This window comes from Streptomyces sp. MP131-18 (genome assembly GCF_001984575.1).
Classification (GTDB): Bacteria; Actinomycetota; Actinomycetes; order Streptomycetales; family Streptomycetaceae; genus Streptomyces; species Streptomyces johnsoniae.
Genome location: NZ_LZNS01000001.1, coordinates 4,827,185 through 4,848,425 on the forward strand (window position 1 = coordinate 4,827,185; position 21,241 = coordinate 4,848,425).

The following is a 21,241-nucleotide window of genomic DNA, read 5'->3' on the forward strand; positions in this document are numbered from 1 at the left end:
GTGTGCGGGCACCGAGCACTGCCGAAGTGCGTCGTGTTATGGGAGGAATCGATTTGAGAAATGTGAAAGGGGTGAACGACGGGCGTGGACGAGTTGACGGAACGTAAACGGGAGGTGCGGCGCGACCTGCTCGCGGTGCGGGCGGCGATGGCCGACGACGAGGTGGCCCAGGCGGCCGAGGAGCTGGCGCGGCGCGCGCTCGAGCTGCCGGAGCTGGCCGCGGCGGACACGGTCGCCGCGTACGTGTCGGTGGGGCGCGAGCCGGGCACGGTGCGGCTGCTGAACGTGCTGCGGGAGCGCGGCGTTCGGGTGCTGCTGCCGGTGCTGCTGGCGGACGACGACCTGGACTGGGCGGAGTACGAGGGCGCGGGCCGCCTGGTGGAGGCGGAGCGCGGCGGTCGGATGCGGCTGCTGGAGCCGGGCGGCCGGCGGCTCGGCCGCGGGGCGGTGACGGAGGCCGCCGTGGTGCTGCTGCCTGGTCTTGCGGTGGACCGCCGCGGGGTGCGGATGGGCCGGGGCGGGGGCAGCTTCGACCGCGTGCTCGCCCGCCTGGCTGAGGCGGGCGAGCACCCGGATCTGGTGGCCCTGGTGTACGGGCACGAGGTGGTCGAGGAGCTGCCCCGGGAGCCGCACGACCTGCCGGTGGACGCGGCCGTCACCCCGGAGGGGGTGCACCGGTTCAGGAGGAGCCCGGGGGAGTGAGGGTCAGGGTGTGTTCGGCCCGCTCCTCGACGGCCTCCGCGCTGAATGCCCACGGCAGGTACTCGCCGTCGGCCCACATGGTGGTCTGGTCGGTGTAGTTGCCGTGGTAGGCGTGGCCGGAGGCGCCGGTCAGGTTGATCCACAGCGATTCGTCGAAGTTGTCGAGGCTGACGACCATGCGCATGGACGGCACCCAGGTGATGTCGTAGCCGCCGGCCGCGTTCCAGCCGCTGGCGTCCACGGCGTCGGTGCCGCCGGCGAGGTTCCACGGGCCGCGGTTGAGCAGCCACTGGACGGGTCCGGGGCCCTCGGTGCCCAGCGTCTGGTTGTTCAGCATCAGCCGGTGCAGGCGGCCCCAGCTCCAGGTGTCGATGTCCTTGCCCAGCTCCGCGGTCAGCTCCCAGCGGGCGTCGCGCATGGCGCGGGCCAGCAGCTCGTCGCGGTTTCCCGCCTCGGGCTGGTCGGCGGTGGCCGGGGCCTGCCACCACTCGTTGTCCGGGTCCTCCAGGATTCCGCGGACCACCTCGAACCAGCGGTCGCCGCCGTCGGGCTGCGCGGTCTCGGGGGAACGTTCGCCGCACTCGGTGATCAGCCGGGCCCCGCCGCCGGGGTTCTCCAGGGGCTGGGATTCGTCGGCCGGCGGGACGCGCAGGCACTGGTCCTCGACGCGCAGCTCCTTGGGCAGCTTGTTGCCGAACGCGAGCTGGAGCAGGTTGCGCCAGACCGCGTTGTAGTAGGCGGCGGCCGGGGAGTCGGCGTCCTGGGTGTAGTCCCAGCCCTCCAGGAGGGCCTGCGCCTCGCGGATGTAGGGGTCGGAAATGTCGATGCGCAGCAGGTGGGGGACGAGCAGTTTGGCCATCTCGTTGCTGTTGTCGAGCTGGATGGACTGCATGTCGCCCATCGAGATCTTGCCGCCGTCCTCGATGGTGCCGCGGATCAGGTCCTCGATGCGCTGGCTGCGGGTGCCGTAGCTCCAGTCGTCGGTCAGCGCGTAGTCGTAGTCCTCGCCGACCACGGCCTGGTTGGCGGTGACGATGTAGCCGCGGTCCGGGTTCAGCTCCCAGGGCAGCTCGTCCTGCGGGATGTAGTCCTGCCAGTCGTAGGCGGAGTCCCAGCCGGGCGAGGGGTAGCGGCCGTCGCCCTGGCCGCGGACGGGGATGAGGCCGGGGGCCTGGTAGCCGATGTTGCCCGCGGTGTCGGCGTAGATCAGGTTCTGCGAGGGAACCGCGAAGTCCTGGGCGGCGGCCCGGAACTCGTCCCAGTCGGAGGCCGTGTTGAGGGAGAAGACGGCATCCATGGTGCGGGACGGTTCGAGCGCGGTCCAGCTGAGCGAGACGGCGTACCCTTCCCCGCGGTCGGGCGCGGAGGAATCGACGGGGGCGCTGTCGCCGACGCTGGCGTACTCCTCCTCGCGGTCGGAGATGATGGGGCCGTTCCCGGTCGAACGCACGGTGATCTCGCGCGGGTCTCCGCCGGCCACCTCGATCGTTTCGTTGCGCGTCTCGTAGGGGATCTGCTCACCGTCGCGCAGGTAATTTCCGTCGCTGAGCTTTTCCAGGCGCAGATCGGTCACATCCGCGCCGAGGTTTGTCAGGCCCCAGGAGATGTCCTGGTTGTGGCCGATGACCACGCCCGGCATGCCGGAGAACGTGAACCCGGACACGTCGAACGGGCACTCGGCGCTGACTTCGGAGCAGTGCAGGCCCATCTGATACCAGACACCGGGCAGCGAGGGCGCCAGGTGCGGGTCGTTGGCCAGCAGCGGCATGCCGGTGGTGGTGTTGTCGCCGTGCACCACCCAGGAGTTGGAGCCGATGCCGCTGCCGTTGGTGCCGAGCAGCGCGGGCACCGCGTCCAGGCTGTCGGCGACCGCGGCCAGCTGCGTCGACGCGCCGCCCAGCGCGTCGCCCGCGCCCGCGGGCAGGCCGTCGTCCGGCAGCCCGTCCCCCTCCGGCAGCCCGCCGCCCGGCAGCGACTCGCCCGGCGGCTCGCCGGCGTCGAGGTCGCTGCCGCCGTTCTCCTGGACGATCGGGTTGTTCCGGTCGAACGGGTAGTCCGGGTACAGCTGTTCGATCTCTTCCGGGCTCAGCCGTTCGGCCAGCAGAGAACGGTCGATCTCCTCCTGCATGTTGCCGCGCAGGTCCCAGGCCATGGCCTTCAGCCAGGCCACCGAGTCGACCGGGTCCCACTCCTCGGGCTCGTAGGAGTTCACGAAGCCGAGGGCCGCGTACTCCACGGAGATCTCCTCGCCGCTGTTCTCGGCGAGGTAGGCGTTGACGCCGTCGGCGTATGCCTGGAGGTACTCCTTGGTCTCCTCCGACAGCAGCTCGTCGTACTCCTGCTGCGCGACGTCGTGCCAGCCGAGGGTGCGCAGGAACGCGTCGGTCTCGACCTGGTCCTCGCCGAACATCTCCGACAGCCGGCCGGCCGTCATGTGACGGCGGACGTCCATTTCCCAGAAACGGTCCTGCGCGTGCACGTAGCCCTGGGCGCGGAACAGGTCCTGCGCGGAGTCGGCGTACAGCTGCGGGATGCCGTTCCCGTCCCGGGTGACGGTGACGGGGGCGGACAGGCCGTCGATCGCGATTTCACCGGAGACCTGCGGGAAGGAGGCCCGCACGGTGCTGACGCTCCAGTAGGCGCCGTAGCCGAGTCCGGCCACGAGCAGCATTACGAGAGCGATCACGATCAGACGACCGCGTCGCCTGGGCTTTTTGGCGGGCATCTCTGTCCTTCACAGGGCAGCTGAGCGGTAGGAGGCAACCATAGACATACGGCCACTGAGGTGAGCCTACGGGGAGTCACACCCCCGGGCCTCCGTGTTCATATGCTGGTAAATTCGCCGCAAAGGCCGTGAATTGCCGAACCGGTACGCTGCCTCGGTCCCCCGGGAGGAAGGACCCCTCTGACTGTCGACCGCCTGAACGAGTTGATGCTCGCCGGTGCCCTCGTGCTGCTCGTGGCGGTCGCCGCCGTCCGGCTCACCTCGCGCAGCGGGCTGCCCTCGCTGCTGCTGTACCTCGCCATCGGCATGGCGCTCGGCCGGGACGGCCTCGGCGTCGAGTTCAGCGACGCCGAGCTGACGCAGGTGCTGGGCTACGCGGCCCTCGTCGTCATCCTCGCCGAGGGCGGCCTCGGCACCCGCTGGCAGGACATCCGCCCCGCCGTTCCGGCCGCCGCCGCGCTGGCCACCGTCGGGGTCGGCGTCAGTGTCGGCGTGACGGCCGCCGGCGCCCACTACCTGGCCGGGCTGTCCTGGGAATCGGCACTCGTGATGGGCGCGGTGGTGTCCTCGACCGACGCCGCGGCGGTCTTCTCCGTCCTGCGCCGGGTGCCGCTGCCGCGGCGGCTCGCCGGCATCCTGGAGGCGGAGTCCGGCTTCAACGACGCCCCCGTGATCATCCTCGTCGTCGCCTTCTCGGCCACGGACCACGCGACCGGTCACTGGCACGTCCTGCTCGGCGAAATGGTCCTGGAACTGGCGGTCGGCCTCGCCGTCGGACTCGTCGTCGGCCGAGTCGGCGCCCTCGCCCTGCGGCACGTGGCGCTGCCCGCCTCCGGGCTCTACCCGATCGCCGTGCTCGCGCTGACCGTTCTCGCGTACGCCGCGGGCGCGTTGCTGCACGGCAGTGGCTTCCTCGCCGTCTACGTCGCCGCCGTGCTCCTCGGCAACGCCCGCCTGCCGCACCGCCCGGCGACGCGCGGCTTCGCGGACGCGGTGGCGTGGGTGGCGCAGATCGGCCTGTTCGTCCTGCTCGGACTGCTCGTCAACCCCGGCGACCTGTGGAACGACATCGGCCCGGCACTGCTCGTCGGCGGCGCGCTGACCCTGGTCGCCAGGCCGCTGTCGGTGGTGGTGGCGCTGCTGCCGTTCCAGCTGCCGTGGCGGGAACAGGCGATGCTGTCCTGGGCCGGGCTGCGCGGCGCGGTGCCCATCGTGCTCGCCATCATCCCGGTCGTGGGCGGCGTCGAGGACAGCGACCGGATCTTCTCGGTCGTCTTCGTGCTCGTGGTGATCTTCACACTTCTGCAGGGCCCCACGCTGCCCTGGCTGGCGCGGCGGCTCGGCCTCGCGGGCAGTGAGCAGGCCGTGGACGTGGACATCGAGTCCGCGCCGCTCGACCGGCTCCGGGGGCACCTGCTGTCCGTGACGATCCCCGGCGCCTCGCGCATGAGCGGCGTGGAGGTCCGTGAACTGCGGCTGCCCGCCCAGGCCGCCGTCACCCTCGTGGTGCGCGACGGCACCAGCTTCGTGCCGCAGCCGGACACCGTGCTGCGGCACGGCGACGAGTTGCTGGTCGTGGCGACGGACGCGGTACGGGACGCCGTCGAACGGCGGCTGATCGCCGTGGGGCGCGGTGGGAAGCTCGCCGGATGGCTCGGCCGGGGCGGCAGCACGGGGCTGCGGGGGCAGCGGGAGTGAGCGGCAGTGGACTTCCGGACCCGGAATGTTGCACGATGGAGCGTCGTTAGCACTCCATGACCATGAGTGCCAGGAGGAAGACGTGCCGACGTATCAGTATCAGTGCACCGAGTGCCACGAAGGTCTCGAAGTGGTGCAGAAGTTCAGCGATGACGCGCTGACGGTGTGCCCGGCATGCCAGGGGCGGCTGAAGAAGGTGTTCTCTGCCGTCGGCATCGTCTTCAAGGGCTCCGGGTTCTACCGGAACGACAGCAGGAGCAGCTCGGCCTCCGGCAGCCCGGCCTCGTCCTCCGCGGGCGGCAAGGGCGGCAAGGACGGTAAGGAAGGCGGCAAGGAGGGCAAGGGCGGTGAGAAGAAGGGGGAGGCCGCTTCCTCCTCGTCCTCTTCGGGCTCCTCGTCCTCGGCGTCCGCCTCTTCCTCCTCGGCATCGTCTTCGTCGAGCGCCGCAGCCTCCGCCGCATGAGCGCCGGGGGCGGGGACGCCGCCCGGCAGGCGGACATAGGCGTGATCGGCGGTTCCGGGTTCTACTCGTTCCTCGACGAGGTGACCGAGATCACCGTCGACACCCCGTACGGCCCGCCCAGTGACACGCTGCTGCTCGGCGACATCGCCGGCCGGCGCGTCGCGTTCGTGCCGCGCCACGGCCGGGGGCACCATCTGCCGCCCCACCGCATCAACTACCGCGCCAACCTGTGGGCACTGCGTTCGCTCGGCGTGCGGCAGGTCCTCGGGCCCTGCGCGGTGGGCGGGCTGCGCCCCGAGTACGGGCCGGGCACCCTGCTGGTGCCCGACCAGCTCGTCGACCGCACCAAGGGCAGGCCGCAGTCCTTCTTCGACGGCGAGCCCAGGGCCGACGGGACCCAGCCGAACGTCGTGCACGTCTCGTTCGCCGACCCCTACTGCCCGGCCGGGCGCGCGGCGGCGCTCGCCGCGGCGCGCGGGCAGGACTGGGACGCGGTGGACGGCGGCACGATGTGCGTCATCGAGGGGCCGCGCTTCTCCACCAGGGCCGAGTCCCGGTGGCACGCCGCGCAGGGCTGGTCGGTCGTCGGGATGACCGGGCACCCGGAGGCGATCCTCGCCCGCGAACTGGAGCTGTGCTACACCTCGCTGGCGCTGGTCACCGACCTGGACGCGGGCGCGGAGGTCGGGGAGGGCGTGTCGCACGCCGAGGTCCTGGAGGTCTTCGCGGCGAACATCGGGCGGCTGCGCGAGGTGCTGTTCGACGTCGTCGGCCGCCTTCCCAAGGACCGCGACTGCCCCTGCGGGACGGCGCTGCTCGGCCAGGACCCGGGGATCGCCCTGCCGTAGCAGGGGGCCGGATGGGCTCGTGTGGGGCTCGGGTGAGTTTCTGTGGGTGACGAGGTTTTCCACAGGGGCCGGGTTGTCCACAGGTCCGAGCGGGATTCGGCGCGGGCGGGCACGGTGGTGCCATGCAGCGCACACCGGCCCCGGCCCTCTCCGCCTCGTCCCCGGCCCTTCTTGATTCCGCGCCTCTCGATTCCGCGCCCCTCGACTCCGCACCTCTTGCTGCCACTTCCCCGGCTCCCGCTCCTCCGGCTCCGGCTGGTTCCGCGGCGGCGCAGCGTGCCGGGCTGCTCCCGGCCACGGCCGTCCCCGAGTTCGGCCCCGTGCGCCCGCGCGGCGGGCGGGGGCGGCTGCGGCGCGCGCTGCGGCGGCACCGCCGCGCGGTGGCCGCGGCGCTCGCCGTCACGGCGGCGGCCCTGGCCGTCGCGGCGCCCCGCGCCGCGGGGCCGGCGCCGGCCGCGCCCGCCGAGCCGGCCGCGCGGGAGGGGCCGCCGGGCGCCGGGCCGGGCCGCGGCTCCGGCGCGGCGGACGACCGGGTTCTCGCGCCGGTCAGGATCACCGATGCCGACGCGGTGCGGCTGTTGCGGCCGGGTGACCGGGTGGACGTCCTGGCCGCCACCGCGGACGGGGCCGACGCTTCGGCGGCTCCCGCACGGGTCGTCGCCGGACGGGCCCGCGTCGTGGACGTTCCCGAGGCGCCCGAGGCCGCGACCGCGGGCGGCGTGACGGAGGCCGCCCGGGGTGCCCTGCTGGTGCTGTCCGTCCCGCCCGGCACGGCGGCCGCCCTGGCCGGCGCCGCCGCGACCGCGGACCTGGCGGTGACCAAGTGGTGACCATCCGGGGCCTGCTCACCGGAAAGTGGGTACGGAATTGGACAGCTTCGCCCCGGCTGATGCAGCTTGGACGGTTCAAGCAGCGTGCGCAGGCGCGCAGAGCCTGCGGTGTGGACGAGAGGCGTATCCGTGACCGAGGAGAGGAAGGGCGTCCTGACGGGCGTCAAGGACACGATGGAAGGGTTCCGCACCTTTCTCCTCCGGGGGAACGTGGTGGAGCTCGCGGTCGCCGTCGTCGTCGGCACCGCCTTCACCAGCATCGTCAACTCGGTGGTGGAGGGGGTCATCAATCCCCTCGTCGGTGCTTTCGGCACCAAGGACCTGGACGCCTACCAGTCGTGCCTGCGCGGGCCCTGCGAGGTCAACGCGGCGGGCGAGATCGTGTCCGGCATCCCGATCCGCTGGGGCTCGGTCCTCAGCGCCTCGCTGACCTTCCTGATCACCGCGGGCGTGGTGTATTTCCTGATGATCCTGCCCCTCACCCGCTACCAGGCGCGGCGGCAGGCCAAGGTCCCGGTCGCCCCCGTGGTGCAGACGGAGCTGGAGCTGCTCGCCGAGATCAGGGACGAGCTGGTCGCGCAGCGCACGCACCGCACGGAGGCCGTCACCGTCGGTGCCCAGCGGTCGGATCTGCCGGACGAGCCACGCGAACGGGAGTAGCCGCGGCCGGTCAGAGGTGGTGGGGCGGCTTCTCGCTCAGGAAGCGGGCGACGTCCCCGGTCTCGGCGTCCTCCGGCGGGTCACCCCATCCGCGGTCCGAGTCGTCGGACGACCGGCGCTCCAGCGGATCGTCGAAGTCCAGGGCGCGCCCGGTGTCCGCCTGCGTCCGGCCGGGGCGCGAGATGTCACTCATGCTGCCAGCGTACGGCCGCGGCGGCAGCGTCCCGGGACTCAGGGCCTCGTGCCACCAGCAGTCCCGGCCCGGCTGCCAGGGCACCGGGCGGGCCACCTGCGGCACCACCAGGACCGTGTGGACGGTCGGGGAGCCGACGAGCGCCCGGTCGAGCAGGGCCTTGGTCCCGTACACGCGGCCGTTGGAGTGGCAGGCGTCCGCGGTGATCACCACCCGTGCGTCCGAGCCGCGCAGCCGGTGGCGCAGGAGACCGTGCCGGTCTCCCAGCGGCAGTGAGATACGCAGCGCGGAGAGCTGGACACAGGCGAGGGTGACTATCACGGACTCCAGGCACATGGGCAGGAGCACCGGCACCGGGTCCCCCGCGCGCACACCGAGGCGCCCCAGCGCTCGTGCCGCGCGCTCGCTCTCCCACAACAGCTGGGCGTGGCTGAGCACGTCGGCCGGGCCGAAGCCGCCGCCCGAGCCGCCTTGATCTCCCGACATGACCGGCAGCCTCGCCGTTGGCGATTGACGTCCGATAAACGTCCGCTGTACGCGGGTGCTGCGCGTGCGGCGCGTGGTACGCAGGAGGCATGGATGAGGACTCACGGGCCACGACGGGGCCCCTGGACGCGCTGACGGACGTGGCGGGGCTGTGCGTGGGCCACGCCCAGCGGATCGGGGACGGCTGGCTTTCGGGCGTGACGGTGGTGCTGACACCCGAAAGCGGGACGGTCGCCGCGGTGGACGTGCGGGGCGGCGGCCCCGGCACCAGGGAGACGGACGTCCTCGACCCGCGGAATCTGGTGGAGCACGTGGATGCGTTCACCCTCAGCGGGGGCAGCGCCTTCGGTCTCGATACGGCGGGCGGTGTCGTCGCGTGGCTGGAGGAGCAGGGCCGTGGCTTCCGGGTCGGGCCCGATCCGGCGGCGGTGGTGCCCATCGTGCCGACGGCCATCCTGTTCGACCTGGGCCGCGGCGGTGACTGGCGGGCCCGGCCCGATGCCGCGCTCGGCCGGGCCGCCGCCGAGGACGCGGCCGCCCGCGGGACGGGGGCCCCCGTGCCCGAGGGCACGGTGGGCGCGGGCACCGGCGCCAAGGCCGGCGGGTTCAAGGGCGGGATCGGCACGGCCAGCACGGTGCTGCCCTCCGGCGTCACGGTGGCCGCCCTCGCCGCGGTCAATGCCGCCGGATCGCCGGTCGACCCCGCGTCGGGCGCCCTCTACGGCGAGGAGGGCGGCCCGGTGCCGTCCCCGCGACGGCACGCCGAGGCGTGGCACCGGCTCGTAGCGGCCCGCGAGGAGACGGTGCGCAGGTCCGTGACGTCCGGGCGCCCCCCGTTGAACACCACGCTCGCCGTCGTGGCCACGGATGCCGCGCTGTCCGCCGCCCAGGCGCAGAAGCTGGCGGGCACGGCGCACGACGGGCTGGCCCGTGCGGTGCGTCCCGCGCATCTGATGAACGACGGGGACACGGTGTTCGCCGTGGCCACCGGGGGGCGGCCGGGGCCCGCGGGGCCGACGCCGATCGAGGCCGCGCTCGCGTTCAACACGATCCTGGAGGCGGGGGCGCATGTGCTGGCGCGGGCCGTGGTCAAGGGGGTGCTGGCCGCGGACGGGGCGGACACCCCGGGCGGGGTGTTCCCCTCCTACCGGGACCTGTACGGCCGGGAGTGAGATGGCGCCGCCCTGCCGTCCGGTGCCTTCCCGGTCCCGAGGCCGGGGTCAGGCGCGCCGCACCTCGGGGCCCGCCGCCTCGACGGCGGCGGCGTCCGCGGCGGTCAGGCCCTCGTCGGTGATCAGCAGGTCCACCTGGGCCAGGGTGCCGAAGCGGGCGAAGTGTTCCTGCCCGTACTTGCCCGAGTCGGCCAGCAGCACCACCCGGCGGGCGGCCGACATCAGGACCCGTTTGACCGCGGCCTCCGCCAGGTCGGGCGTGGTCAGGCCCGAGTCGGGCGCGAAGCCGTTGGTGGCGAGGAAGGCCACGTCCGCGGTGATCTCGCCGTAGGTGCGCAGCGCCCAGGCGTCCACCGCGGCCCGGGTGCGGGTCCTGATCCGGCCGCCGACGACGTGCAGGTCGATGCCGGGGTGGTCGGCGAGCCGTGCGGCGAGCGGCAGGGCGTGGGTGACGACGGTGAGCGCGGCGTTCAGCGGTAGGGCGGCGGCCAGGGCCGCGGTGGTGGTGCCCGCGTCGAGGAGCACGCTGCCCCGGTCCGGCAGAAGGTCGAGGGCGGCGCGCGCGATCCGCTCCTTCTCGGTGACCGCGGTGGATTCGCGTTCGCTGAGGTCGGGCTCGAAGTCCAGCCGGCCCGCGGGGATCGCGCCGCCGTGCACCCGGCGCAGCACGCCGGCCCGGACGAGCGTCTTCAGATCGCGCCGGACGGTCTCCGCGGTCACGTGGAACTCGTCGGCGAGCGTGAGGACTTCGACGCGCCCGCGTTCCCTGGCGAGCCGGAGGATCGCCTGTTGCCGCTCCGGTGCGTACATCTGCGTTCCGGTCCGCCCGTGCCCGATCGTTTGTTTGATTTCGGATGCTACGCCGATGGGTCCCCCGCGTAAACGGACGCGTACGGGAAACGCCCGGCCCTCGCGGCGAGTTGCCGCGAGGGCCGGGCGCTGTCGGCTCGTGCTCAGTGCACCATCACCGGGATGGGCGCACCCTCGTCGGAACCTTCGCCGGAGGCGTCGGTCCCGTGGCCGCTGCCCTTGCTGTTGATCAGCAGGGCGGAGACGACGGCCGAGCCGAGGACGATGAAGAACGCCCACCAGATGGCCGTGGTGTAGCCGTGGACCATCGACTCCAGCACCAGCAGGCGCTCGTTCGTCGCACCGGCCGCGTGGTCGGTGACGTACGCGGTGGTGGCGCCGGCCGCAATGGTGTTCAGCAGCGCGATGCCGATGGCGCCGCCGACCTGCTGGGACACGTTCACCATGGCGCCGGCGACGCCCGCGTCGGTCGGCTTGACCCGCTCGGTGGCCAGGCTCATCGCCGGCATGAACGCGGTGCCCATGCCCAGGCCGAGCAGCACCTGCGCCGGCAGGATGACCGCGGCGTAAGAGGTGTCGATGCTGAGCTGGGTCAGCAGCAGCATGCCGAGCGAGGCGACCAGGAAGCCGGGCACCATCAGCATGCGCGCCGGGACCCTGGTGACCAGCCGGGCACCGACCTGGGTCGAGCCGATGATCATGCCCGCGACCATCGGCAGGAACGCCACACCGGTCTTCACCGGCGAGTACCCGCGCACGACCTGGAGGTAGTAGGTCAGGAACAGGAACAGACCGAACATGCCGACGATCGCCAGGCCGAGCGCCGCGTACGCGCCGCCCCGGTTGCGGTCGGTGATCACCCGCAGCGGCAGCAGCGGGGACTTGACGCGCGACTCGACGATGCCGAATGCCGCGAGCAGCACGACGGCGGCGACGAACATCGTGACGGTCACCGACTCGGTCCAGTCCTCGTGCTCGGCCCTGGCGAAGCCGTAGACGAGGGCGACCAGGCCGAGCGAGGCCAGGACCGCGCCGGGGATGTCCAGGGTGGAGCGGTTGCGGGCGTTCTCCGGCTCGTGGATGTACATCATGGCGCCGACGGCGGCGATCACGGCGAACGGAATGTTCACGAAGAACGTCCAGCGCCAGTCCAGGTAGTCGGTGAGCGCCCCGCCGAGCAGGAGGCCGATGGCGGCGCCCGCACCGGCGATGGCACCGAAGACGCCGAACGCCTTGGCCCGTTCCTTGGCGTCGGTGAACAGGATGGTCAGCAGCGACAGCGCGGCCGGGGCGAGCAGCGCGCCGAAGACGCCCTGGAGCGCGCGGGACAGGTAGAGCATCGCCTCGTTCGACGCGGCGCCGCCCAGGGCGGAGGCGAGGGCGAAGCCGACGAGCCCGATGACGAAGGCGCGACGCCGTCCCCACAGGTCGGCGACGCGGCCGCCGAACAGCAGCAGGCCGCCGAACGCCAGGGCGTACGCGGTGATGACCCACTGCCGGTTGCCGTCGGATATGCCGAGGTCGGTCTGGGCCGAGGGCAGAGCGATGTTCACGATGGTGCCGTCGAGGACCACCATCAACTGGGCGAGGGCGATGAAGAAGAGCGCTTGCCAGCGCTTCGGGTCGAGGGAACCGTGAGCGGGGCTCACGGTCTTTTCCGGTGGCATAAGGGTGACAAACCTCACGTGGCGTTGGTGCATGGGCGGGCGGATGGGAGCCCCGTACTGAGGACTCGGGTGACGGGCCGAACTCAGCGCTGGGCGCGGCGCCGGGTTGTGGTGGCGGTCAGCAGAACTCGTCCTTGAGGTCTTCGAGGCTGCTCGCCTGGCCGGGAAGCTCGCTGCGGGGCGGCGTGCGCAGGCCGTCCAGGAACACCTGGAGATGGCGCCTGGCCATCGTGCTCACGCCGGGACCCTGGGTGCCCGGCACGGGCAGGGTCAGGCGGGCGACCGCGATCAGCAGATCACCGGAGCCGATGTCGCCGCGCAGCTGGCCGGACGCGTGGGCCCGGTCGACCAACTGCTGGGTGACGCGGTGCATGCGCTCCCGGCTGGCTACCAGGCGCGGGTCCTCCCGGTCGATGCCGAAGCCCAGCATCGGGCAGAGGCCGCCGACCCGCTCCTCGGCGGAGTCGAGGACCATGCGGCACAGCGCCTCGAAAGGGTCGTGCACGCTCTCCAGGGCCTGCTGGGCTCGCTCGATGATCCGCTGGTTCACATAGAGCAGCACGTGGAACAGCAGCGACTCCCGATCCGGGAAGTGCCGGTACAGCGTGGCATTCCCGACTCCGGCTCGTCGAGCGATTTCGTCGAGGGGCACGTGCGGCCCGTTCTCGACGATGGCTTCGCGGGCAGCGGCGAGGATGCGCTCGCGGTTGCGGACGGCGTCGGCGCGCAACCGGGTGCGTGTGGCCGTGGACTTGAGGGTCACCTTGCCGCTCCCTGCTGGGGTGAACAACCGGGGAGTCAGTCCCCGCTTGCCTGGACAATGCTCTAAACGGAGAGGCAGTCCCCGCTTATTTCGCGGGGTGATGTGTCGTGTGTCACATCATGTCGGGATGGGTGCAAGCGCGGCGGTGTGAGCGCGTCAGTCGAGCGCGGCGGTGCGAGCGGGAGCGGGCGGACGGCAACGAGCCCCGTACCGCCGTGGGTGGCGGTGCGGGGCCGTGGGGGTGGCCGGTCTGTGCGGCCGCCCGGTGCCGGGCGGCCGGCGGCGGCGGTCAGGCCGCGGCGTCGAAGCCGGAGTCGTTCGCCATGCGCTTCAGCTCCAGCAAGGCGTGCTTCTCGATCTGCCGAATCCGTTCGCGGGTCAGACCGTGCTGCTTGCCCACCTCGGTGAGCGTCCGCTCACGGCCGTCCTCGATGCCGTACCGCGCCCTGATGATGGCCGCGGTGCGGTCGTCGAGGCGGCTGATCAGGTCCTCAAGACCCTCGCGCCGCATCATGACGAGCACCGACTGCTCGGGCGAGGCCGCGGAGGTGTCCTCCAGCAGATCGCCGAACTGGGTCTCGCCCTCGTCGTCCACCGACATGTTGAGGCTGACGGGATCGCGGGCCCAGTCCAGGACGTCCTGGATGCGCTCCGGCGTCGAGTCCAGCTCGGCCGCCATCTCCGAGGGCTCGGGCTCGCGGCCGTGCTCGCGGTTGAACTCCCGCTGCACGCGCCGGATGCGGCCCAGCTCCTCGACCAGGTGAACGGGCAGCCGGATCGTCCGCGACTGGTCGGCGATGGACCGCGTGATGGCCTGCCGAATCCACCAGGTCGCGTACGTCGAGAACTTGAAGCCCTTGCTGTAGTCGAACTTCTCAACGGCCCTGACCAGGCCCGCGTTGCCCTCTTGGATCAGGTCGAGCAGCGGCAGGCCGCTGCGCGGATAGCGCCGGGCGACGGCGACGACGAGGCGCAGGTTGGCACGGATGAACGCGTCCTTGGCGCGCTCCCCGGCGGCGACAATGGCCTCCAGCTCCTCCCGCGTGGCGGAGGCGGCCGCGCCATCCGCCGCCGGCTCCTCCACGCCCCGCAGGATGCGCCCCGCGTACAGCCCCGCCTCGATCGTCAGCGACAGCTCGACCTCTTTCGCAGCGTCGAGCAGCGGGGTACGGGCTATCTCGTCGAGATACATCCCGACCAGATCGCGCTCCGTGGCATCGCTGCCTGCGCTGGACCGGACACTGCCCGCCGCTTCGACACTGTCATCGGTGTCCGGACGCCGGGCGACGGCACGGGTTGCCATACGTGCTCCCTTGCGAAGTGATCAAATGTGGTCCTCTTCGGACCGGACCGGGCTGCCCCCTTGCCGCCCGCATCCATAACGAATCAACGACGGGAATCCGGACAGAATTCCCAAGCCGTGCATCTTTTTCCCGGGGATGCAGTACCCTGCCCGGCCACATGCACCCGCCCGGGACCATGCAGGACATCTCTCCCCACATCCATCCCCACATCCCTGAAGACGAACGGGACGCTTCGTTAGTTGCGTCCGGGTACCCAGCGCCCGCACCGCCATGCGGCGCACGGCCCGTTCCGGCCACCCGGGGCGCACGCGTCCCTGGTGACGAGCCCGCCCGGCCCGGGTAGGTTGCCGGTCAGCGCCTCCCCCGTCCGGCGGGGGACCCGGCCCGTCCGGGGAGCGGAACGGACAGGGCAGGTCTTGACAGGGGGCGGGGCACATGCGCAGGGGCGGCAGCGGCGGGCGAAGCGGCGCCGGCCACCCAGGGGGCACGGCCGGGTCCCGGGGCGCCGGGCGCACGCGGGGCGTGCCACCGGCCGTCAAGCGCTGGATCGCCCACCGGCGCAACACCGAGCTGGCGATGGTGCTCTTCGCCGTCGCCATCGTGACGTTCGGGCACGTGGCCGCCGGTCTGGCCATGTATGAACGGGTGCCGTCCGGGCTGCCCGCGTACGCGGCGCTGCTGGGCGGCACCGCCCTGGCCGCGCACCTGGCCGTGCGGCGCTTCGCCCGGCACGCCGACCCGCTGATCCTGCCGGTCACGGTGCTGCTCAGCGGCCTCGGCCTGGTCCTGCTCGACCGCCTCGACCAGGCTTACGCGGCGCACTACCCGCCGGACAACTACCAGTCCGCGCCTGCCGCGCCCGACCAGGTGGTCTGGACCCTCGTCGGCGCCGCGCTGTGCGTCGCCACCCTGATCGTTCTGCGCCATCACCGGGTCCTGGCGCGCTACACCTACCTGGGCATGGCGCTGGCCATGCTGCTGCTGATGGCCCCGGCGCTGTTCGGCGCCGACCAGTTCGGCGCGAAGCGCTGGATCACGCTGGGGCCGCTGTCCGTGCAGCCGGGGGAGTTCGTCAAGGTCATGATCGTCGTGTTCTTCGCCAGCTACCTCATGGCGAACCGCGACGCCCTGGCCCTCACCGGCCGCCGTTTCCTCGGGCTCGCGCTGCCCCGCGGGCGCAATGCGGGACCGGTGCTGCTGGTGTGGGCCGTCAGCCTCGTCGTCCTCTTCTACGAACGCGACCTGGGCACCTCGCTGATCTTCTTCGGCGTGTTCGTGCTCATGCTCTACATCGCCACCGAACGCACCAGTTGGGTCCTCCTCGGCGGCCTGATGGCCGCCGCCGGCACCGCCGTCGTGGCCGCGACGCAGCAGCACGTCAAGGGCCGGGTACAGGCGTGGCTCGACCCCATGGCGATCTTCCTCCCCGAGGACGAACGCCCGCCGGGCCTCATCTCCGACCAGTCCGCGCAGGCCCTGTTCAGCTTCGGCGCGGGCGACCTCACCGGAACGGGCCTGGGCGAGGGCCACTCCTACCTCGTCGGGTTCGCGGGCCGCAGCGACTTCATCCTCGCCAGCGTGGGCGAGGAGCTGGGCCTGGCCGGTGTGACGGCCGTCATCCTGCTGTACGCGCTGCTCATCCAGCGCGGCATCAAGGCGGCGATCTCCGTCACCGACCCGTTCGGCAAGCTGCTGGCCGCCGGTCTTTCCTGCGTGCTCGCGCTCCAGGTCTTCATCGTCTGCGGCGGCGTGACCGGGCTGATCCCGCTCACCGGCAAGGCGTTGCCGTTCCTGGCGCAGGGCGGCTCCTCGACGGTGGCCAACTGGCTGCTCGTCGCGCTGCTGATCCGCGTCAGCGACAGCGCGGGCAAGGCCGCCACCGAGCCTGCGGGCAATGCCACGATCCTCACCCCGGCCATCACCGACGACACCCCGCGCCCCGCGGCGTGACCCGCCGCGGCGCGCCGTTCCCATCCGTTATGCGTGGAAGGACTCAGCGAACGTGAACCTCCTCGACGACGCCAACACCCTCGCCGACGAGCTGGTGCGCCTGCGGCGCACGCTGCACGGCGTTCCCGAACTGGGCCTCGACCTGCCGCGGACCCAGGAGGCGGTGCTCGCCGCCCTCGACGGGCTGCCGCTCGACATGTCCACCGGCCACGGCCTCAGCTCCGTGACGGCCGTGCTGCGCGGCGAACACCCCGGGCCGACCGTGCTGCTGCGCGGCGACATGGACGCGCTGCCGGTCGCCGAGCGGACCGGGCTGCCGTTCGCCGCCCCCTCCGACCGCATGCACGCCTGCGGGCACGATCTCCACACCGCGATGCTGGCCGGCGCGGCCCGGCTGCTGTCCGCGCACCGCGACCGGATCGCGGGGAACGTGCTGTTCATGTTCCAGCCGGGCGAGGAGGGCTATAACGGGGCGGGGCGCATGATCGACGAAGGGGTGCTCGAAGCAACGGGGGAGCGCCCGGTGGCCGCGTACGCCCTGCACGTGATCTCACACACCTGGGAGTCCGGGGTCTTCGCGACGCGCGGCGGACCCGCGATGGCTGCGTCCAGCGTGCTGGATGTGACGGTCCGCGGCGCGGGCGGACACGGCTCGGCGCCGCACCGCGCGAAGGACCCGATCCCGGCCGCCTGCGAGATGGTCACGGCGCTCCAGACGTGGATCTCCCGCAGCTTCGACGTCTTCGACCCGGTGGTGCTGACCGTCGGGAAGTTCCACGCGGGCACCCAGTCCAACATCATTCCGGACACCGCCGCCTTCACCGCGACCGTCCGCAGCTTCTCGGACGAGACCCGCGCCCGGTTGCGCCAGGGGACGGTCGCCGTGTGCGAGGGCATCGCCGCGGCGCACGGGCTCGGCGTGGAGGCGCGGTTCACCGAGCAGTACCCGGTCACGGTCAACGACGCGGCCGAGGCCGCGTTCGCCGCGGACGCCGTCCGCGACGTCCACGGGGAGGAACGTTACGCGGGCATGGACAACCCGCTCCTCGGCGCCGAGGACTTCTCCCGCGTCATCGAGGCGGTGCCCGGCGCGATGATCTTCCTCGGCGCGACCATGCCCGGCCTGCACCCCGACTCGGCCCCCACCAACCACTCCCCGCTGGCCGCCTTCGACGAGGCGGTACTGCCGGACGGGGCCGCGCTGTACGCGGAACTGGCCGTGCGCCGCCTCGCCGCCGCCTAGGTCCTGTCCTGTCGATCTTGTCGGATAAGCCCGCGGCGTCAGATGCGGTGCATCGCAAGGCGCCGCGCGATTCGGTAACGCAGCGAGGTGCCGTAGCTGGCGTCGCGGGCCCGGCAAGATCGGCCGGACAGGGCCTAGCCGCTGCCTGGCCGGGGACCGTCCCCGCCCGTTCGCCTTCCGGCCCTCGCCGTTCCGGTGTCGACCGACTGGCGGCACAGCCGGAGCGCGCCGCCGCCGCCCGCCGTACCGTGAAGCAGACGCCAACGGTACAAACCGGACGCATCGGGCATGCGGCTGAAGGAGGGCGGCACCTATGGCGGCTGAACTGGCGGCGGACCCCGCGGACGACCCGACGGGCTCGACGGGCCCGGGCCCGACGGACCCGGCGGCCCCCGCGGGCCTGGGCACCTGTACCGGTCCCGAGCTCCGCGAGGCCGAGGCCGAGGCCCACGTCCGTGCCGCCTGCTTCACCACCGGGCCGCCCGTCCGGACCGGCATCGAGCTCGAATGGCTGATCCGCGACGCCCGCGACCCGGCGCGCCTCCCCACCGCCGAGGCGCTCGACGCGGCCCTCGCGCCGCTGGCCGCGCCGGGCGCACTGCCCGGCGGCGGCCGGCTCACCCGCGAACCCGGCGGCCAGATCGAGCTGAGCAGCGCCCCCGCCACCTCCCTGGCCGCGTGCCTCGGCGCCGCCGCGACCGACGTGAGCCACCTGCGCCGGCACCTCGCCGACACCGGCCTCACCCCTGTCGGCCTCGGCCTCGACCCGCAGCACGCCCCGCCCCGGCTGCTCGACCACCCCCGCTACCGGGCCATGGAAAGCTACTTCGACCGCTTCGGCCCCGCCGGCCGGGTCATGATGCGCGCCACCGCCGCCGTTCAGATCAGCGTCGACGCCGGAGACGAGACCGGCGGCCTCACCGGCTACCGCCGCCGCTGGCAGCTCGCCCACCGGCTCGGCCCCGTCCTCGTCGCCGCCTTCGCCAACTCACCGCTGTGGCGTGGGCGCCCCACCGGCTGGGCCTCCACCCGCCAGGCCCTGTGGGCCCGCATCGACCCCGGGCGCACCCGCCCGCCCGAGACCGACACGGCGGGCGAGCCCGACCCGCGCGCCGCCTGGACCAGGTACGCGCTCGACGCCGCGCTGCTGTGCGTCCGCCGCACCCCGCCCGCCGCGTGGACCGCACCGGCCGGGCGAACGTTCCGCTCCTGGCTGCGCGGCCCGTACGGTGAACGCCCGCCCCGCCTCGCCGACCTCGACTACCACCTCGGCACCCTCTTCCCGCCCGTCCGCCCCCGCGGCTGGCTGGAACTGCGCATGATCGACGCCCAGCCGGGCGACGACTGGACCGTCCCGCTCGCCGTCGCCCGCACCCTGCTGGACGATCCGGCCGCCGCCGACGCCGCGTTCGCCGCCACCGAACCCCTCACCGGCGGCCGCCCCCTGCCCCGCCCCGACCTGTGGCTGCGCGCCGCGCGCCTCGGCCCCGCCGACCCGCCGCTCGGCGCCGCGGCCCGCGCCTGCTTCGCCGCCGTCGACGACGCCCTGGCGCGCGACCCGGCGTGCGCCGCCGTGCGGCGCGCCGTCGCCGACTTCGCCGACCGCTACCCCGACCGCGGCCGGTGCCCCGCCGACGACCAGCTCGAAGGAGCCAGGCGATGAGTGAGGACACTCTCATCCCCGAAGCCACCGCCGTCCCCGTCCGGGAACGCGCCCGCATCGCCCTGTCCGCCGCCCGCCGCCGGACCCTCGCCCTCACCGACTGCCTGCCCGACGGCGAACTCACCGCCCAGCACTCGCCGTTGATGTCCCCTCTCGTCTGGGACCTGGCGCACATCGCCAACCAGGAAGAAATCTGGCTGCTGCGCCGCGCCGGCGGCCGGCCCCCGCTGCGCCCCGAACTCGACGCGCTCTACGACGCGTTCCGGCACCCGCGCGCCAGCCGCACGGCGCTGCCGCTGCTCACCCCGGCCCAGGCCCGCCGCTACCTCGCCACCGTCCGCGACCACGCCCTCGACGTCCTCGCCGCCACCCCGCACCCGGGCGACGGCTTCCTCTTCGGCATGGTCGCCCAGCACGAGCAGCAGCACGACGAGACGATGCTCGCCACCCACCAGCTGCGCCGCGGCCCCGCCGTGCTGAACGCCCCCGCCCCGCCGCCCGCCCCGCCGCCCGCCCCCGGCGACGCGCTGCCCGCCGAAGTCCCCGTCCCCGGCGGCCCGTTCACCATGGGCACCGACACCGACCCCTGGGCGCTCGACAACGAACGCCCCGCGCACGTCGTGGACGTGCCCGCGTTCCGGCTGGACACCGCGCCCGTCACCAACGCCGCGTACCAGGAGTTCATCGCCGACGGCGGCTACGACGACCCCCGCTGGTGGCACCCCGACGGCTGGCTGCACCGCACCCGCGCCCAGCTCACCGCCCCCGCGTTCTGGCGCCGCGACGGCAGCACCTGGCTGCGCCGCCGCTTCGGGCGCACCGAACCCGTTCCGCCCGCGGAACCCGTCCTGCACGTGAGCTGGTACGAGGCCGACGCGTACGCCCGCTGGGCCGGGCGGCGGCTGCCGACCGAAGCCGAATGGGAGAAGGCCGCCCGCCACGACCCCGCCACCGGCCGCTCCCGCCGCCTGCCCTGGGGCGACGACACCACGACCGGGCCCGCCCACGCCAACCTCGGCCAGCAGCACCTCCAGCCCGCCCCCGCCGGCGCCTACCCGGCCGGCGCCGCGCCCTGCGGCGCACGGCAGCTGCTCGGCGACGTGTGGGAATGGACGGCGAGCGACTTCACCGGCTACCCGGGCTTCGCGGCCCACCCCTACCGCGAGTACAGCGAAGTGTTCCTCGGCGACCGGTACAAGGTGCTGCGCGGCGGATCGTTCGCCACCGACCAGGTCGCCTGCCGCGCCACGTTCCGCAACTGGGACCTGCCCGTGCGGCGGCAGATCTTCGCCGGGTTCCGCACCTGCCGCACCGAGGAGCCGGGCTGATGTGCCGCCACCTCGCCTACCTCGGCCCGGCCAGACCGCTGGCCGAAGTCCTCACCGACCCGCCCCACAGCCTCTACCGGCAGTCCTGGACGCCCTCGGTCAACGCCGACGGCTTCGGCGTCGGCTGGTACCCGCCCGAGAACGGCGCCGGACCGGTCCGCTACCGGCGCGCCGTTCCCATCTGGTCCGACGCCAACCTGCCGGGCCTCGCCGCCGTCCTGCGCAGCGGCGCCGTGCTCGCCGCCGTCCGCTCCGCCACCCCCGGCACCAGCCACGACGAGGCCGCCGCGGCCCCGTTCGCGCTCGGGCGCTGGCTGTTCAGCCACAACGGGGCCGTACCCCGCTGGGAGCTGCTGCCCGCCGACACCGGCGAACCCCTCACCGCCGCGGAGCTCCTCGGCCTCGACGCGCGCAGCGACTCCGCGCTGCTGTGGGCCATGACCGGCCGCCGCCTGACCGCCGGCCTGCCGCCCGGCGAGGCCCTGGCGGACATCGTGCGCACCACCACCGCCGCACGGCCCGACGCCCGGCTCAACCTGCTCCTCACCGACGGCAGCACCATCGCCGCCACCCGCCACGGCGACACCCTCTGGTACCGCCGCCGCGACGAAACCGAAGTGACCGTCGCCTCCTCGCCCGTTCCCGGCGAACGCGGCTGGCACGAGGTCCCGGAACACTCCCTGCTCCTCGCCGGCCGCACCACCACCGAGGTCGAACCACTGTGAAGGGACGCCCC

The 21,241-nt window shown here is 73.2% G+C and carries 18 protein-coding genes; 12 read left to right on the forward strand and 6 right to left on the reverse strand.

Annotated elements, in window-relative coordinates; all coding sequences use genetic code 11:
- Positions 1-84: 84 nt before the first annotated feature.
- Positions 85-702 carry a 5-formyltetrahydrofolate cyclo-ligase gene (locus STBA_RS21955; protein ID WP_077060890.1) on the forward strand — a complete coding sequence of 206 codons (618 nt, stop codon included), beginning with the start codon at positions 85-87 and terminating at the stop codon, positions 700-702.
- Here STBA_RS21955 and STBA_RS21960 read toward each other — a convergent pair.
- Entirely contained in the window at positions 680-3,427 is a 2,748-nt protein-coding gene (locus STBA_RS21960; protein ID WP_077060891.1) for a penicillin acylase family protein, read from the reverse strand. The genes STBA_RS21955 and STBA_RS21960 overlap by 23 nt on opposite strands.
- A 207-nt stretch (positions 3,428-3,634) precedes the next feature.
- On the opposite strand from STBA_RS21960, the gene STBA_RS21965 reads away from it, so the two are divergent.
- From STBA_RS21965 to STBA_RS21985, 5 genes are all read left to right on the forward strand, one after another.
- The gene (locus STBA_RS21965; protein ID WP_079252084.1) at positions 3,635-5,125 is read left to right on the forward strand and encodes a potassium/proton antiporter; all 1,491 of its coding nucleotides are present in this window, start codon (positions 3,635-3,637) and stop codon (positions 5,123-5,125) included.
- 82 nt (positions 5,126-5,207) lie between these two features.
- Positions 5,208-5,588 (forward strand): FmdB family zinc ribbon protein, encoded by a 381-nt coding sequence (locus STBA_RS21970; RefSeq protein ID WP_077060893.1) that lies wholly within the window; start codon positions 5,208-5,210, stop codon positions 5,586-5,588.
- Positions 5,585-6,436, forward strand: a complete 852-nt coding sequence (locus STBA_RS21975) for an S-methyl-5'-thioadenosine phosphorylase (protein ID WP_077060894.1) — start codon at positions 5,585-5,587, stop codon at positions 6,434-6,436. Before STBA_RS21970 ends, STBA_RS21975 begins: the two co-directional genes overlap by 4 nt.
- A gap of 320 nt (positions 6,437-6,756) precedes the next feature.
- Positions 6,757-7,266 (forward strand): RcpC/CpaB family pilus assembly protein, encoded by a 510-nt coding sequence (locus tag STBA_RS21980; RefSeq protein ID WP_366510851.1) that lies wholly within the window; start codon positions 6,757-6,759, stop codon positions 7,264-7,266.
- A 174-nt stretch (positions 7,267-7,440) separates the two neighbouring features.
- Positions 7,441-7,926 carry an MscL family protein gene (locus STBA_RS21985; protein WP_079252451.1) on the forward strand — a complete coding sequence of 162 codons (486 nt, stop codon included), beginning with the start codon at positions 7,441-7,443 and terminating at the stop codon, positions 7,924-7,926.
- A gap of 10 nt (positions 7,927-7,936) precedes the next feature.
- Here the strand turns inward: STBA_RS21985 and STBA_RS21990 are convergent, their stop codons facing one another.
- Complete coding sequence (locus STBA_RS21990; RefSeq protein ID WP_077060897.1) at positions 7,937-8,605, reverse strand: AMP-binding protein; 669 nt, start codon at positions 8,603-8,605, stop codon at positions 7,937-7,939.
- A gap of 89 nt (positions 8,606-8,694) precedes the next feature.
- On the opposite strand from STBA_RS21990, the gene STBA_RS21995 reads away from it, so the two are divergent.
- Positions 8,695-9,777 carry a P1 family peptidase gene (locus STBA_RS21995; RefSeq protein ID WP_077060898.1) on the forward strand — a complete coding sequence of 361 codons (1,083 nt, stop codon included), beginning with the start codon at positions 8,695-8,697 and terminating at the stop codon, positions 9,775-9,777.
- 48 nt (positions 9,778-9,825) lie between these two features.
- Here STBA_RS21995 and STBA_RS22000 read toward each other — a convergent pair whose 3' ends face one another.
- The 4 genes from STBA_RS22000 to STBA_RS22015 form a co-directional block, all read right to left on the reverse strand.
- Complete coding sequence (locus tag STBA_RS22000; RefSeq protein ID WP_077060899.1) at positions 9,826-10,587, reverse strand: DeoR/GlpR family DNA-binding transcription regulator; 762 nt, start codon at positions 10,585-10,587, stop codon at positions 9,826-9,828.
- 143 nt (positions 10,588-10,730) lie between these two features.
- Complete coding sequence (locus STBA_RS22005) at positions 10,731-12,236, reverse strand: MFS transporter (RefSeq protein WP_253194908.1); 1,506 nt, start codon at positions 12,234-12,236, stop codon at positions 10,731-10,733.
- 136 nt (positions 12,237-12,372) lie between these two features.
- A complete protein-coding gene (locus tag STBA_RS22010) occupies positions 12,373-13,017 on the reverse strand; it encodes a TetR/AcrR family transcriptional regulator (RefSeq protein WP_077060901.1) in 645 nt (214 codons plus the stop codon).
- Positions 13,018-13,306: 289 nt separating this feature from the next.
- On the reverse strand, positions 13,307-14,320 hold the full coding sequence (locus STBA_RS22015) for a sigma-70 family RNA polymerase sigma factor (RefSeq protein ID WP_077060902.1): 1,014 nt from the start codon (positions 14,318-14,320) through the stop codon (positions 13,307-13,309).
- 577 nt (positions 14,321-14,897) lie between these two features.
- Between STBA_RS22015 and STBA_RS22020 the strand changes: the two genes are divergently transcribed.
- From STBA_RS22020 to egtC, 5 genes are all read left to right on the forward strand, one after another.
- Positions 14,898-16,271, forward strand: a complete 1,374-nt coding sequence (locus STBA_RS22020) for an FtsW/RodA/SpoVE family cell cycle protein (protein ID WP_077063495.1) — start codon at positions 14,898-14,900, stop codon at positions 16,269-16,271.
- Between the two features lie 52 nt (positions 16,272-16,323).
- A complete protein-coding gene (locus tag STBA_RS22025) occupies positions 16,324-17,514 on the forward strand; it encodes a M20 family metallopeptidase (RefSeq protein ID WP_077060903.1) in 1,191 nt (396 codons plus the stop codon).
- A 313-nt stretch (positions 17,515-17,827) separates the two neighbouring features.
- Positions 17,828-19,177 carry an ergothioneine biosynthesis glutamate--cysteine ligase EgtA gene (gene egtA / locus STBA_RS22030; RefSeq protein WP_079252087.1) on the forward strand — a complete coding sequence of 450 codons (1,350 nt, stop codon included), beginning with the start codon at positions 17,828-17,830 and terminating at the stop codon, positions 19,175-19,177.
- A complete protein-coding gene (egtB, locus tag STBA_RS22035) occupies positions 19,174-20,505 on the forward strand; it encodes an ergothioneine biosynthesis protein EgtB (RefSeq protein WP_077060904.1) in 1,332 nt (443 codons plus the stop codon). The genes egtA and egtB overlap by 4 nt, the downstream gene beginning before the upstream one ends.
- The gene (egtC, locus tag STBA_RS22040) at positions 20,505-21,230 is read left to right on the forward strand and encodes an ergothioneine biosynthesis protein EgtC (RefSeq protein ID WP_077060905.1); all 726 of its coding nucleotides are present in this window, start codon (positions 20,505-20,507) and stop codon (positions 21,228-21,230) included. The genes egtB and egtC overlap by 1 nt, the downstream gene beginning before the upstream one ends.
- Positions 21,231-21,241 lie beyond the last annotated feature (11 nt).

What these genes read in the sequence shown, in the direction of transcription:
- STBA_RS21985 (WP_079252451.1), top strand. Translation starts at nt 7,441, where the DNA reads ATGGAAGGGTTCCGCACCTTTCTCCTCCGGGGGAACGTGGTGGAGCTC.
- egtC (WP_077060905.1), top strand. Translation starts at nt 20,505, where the DNA reads ATGTGCCGCCACCTCGCCTACCTCGGCCCGGCCAGACCGCTGGCCGAA.
- STBA_RS21975 (WP_077060894.1), top strand. Translation starts at nt 5,585, where the DNA reads ATGAGCGCCGGGGGCGGGGACGCCGCCCGGCAGGCGGACATAGGCGTG.
- egtB (WP_077060904.1), top strand. Translation starts at nt 19,174, where the DNA reads ATGAGTGAGGACACTCTCATCCCCGAAGCCACCGCCGTCCCCGTCCGG.
- STBA_RS22015 (WP_077060902.1), bottom strand. Translation starts at nt 14,320, where the DNA reads ATGGCAACCCGTGCCGTCGCCCGGCGTCCGGACACCGATGACAGTGTC.
- STBA_RS21960 (WP_077060891.1), bottom strand. Translation starts at nt 3,427, where the DNA reads ATGCCCGCCAAAAAGCCCAGGCGACGCGGTCGTCTGATCGTGATCGCT.
- STBA_RS22020 (WP_077063495.1), top strand. Translation starts at nt 14,898, where the DNA reads ATGGTGCTCTTCGCCGTCGCCATCGTGACGTTCGGGCACGTGGCCGCC.
- STBA_RS21965 (WP_079252084.1), top strand. Translation starts at nt 3,635, where the DNA reads ATGCTCGCCGGTGCCCTCGTGCTGCTCGTGGCGGTCGCCGCCGTCCGG.
- egtA (WP_079252087.1), top strand. Translation starts at nt 17,828, where the DNA reads ATGGCGGCTGAACTGGCGGCGGACCCCGCGGACGACCCGACGGGCTCG.
- STBA_RS21995 (WP_077060898.1), top strand. Translation starts at nt 8,695, where the DNA reads ATGGATGAGGACTCACGGGCCACGACGGGGCCCCTGGACGCGCTGACG.
- STBA_RS22000 (WP_077060899.1), bottom strand. Translation starts at nt 10,587, where the DNA reads ATGTACGCACCGGAGCGGCAACAGGCGATCCTCCGGCTCGCCAGGGAA.
- STBA_RS21990 (WP_077060897.1), bottom strand. Translation starts at nt 8,605, where the DNA reads ATGTCGGGAGATCAAGGCGGCTCGGGCGGCGGCTTCGGCCCGGCCGAC.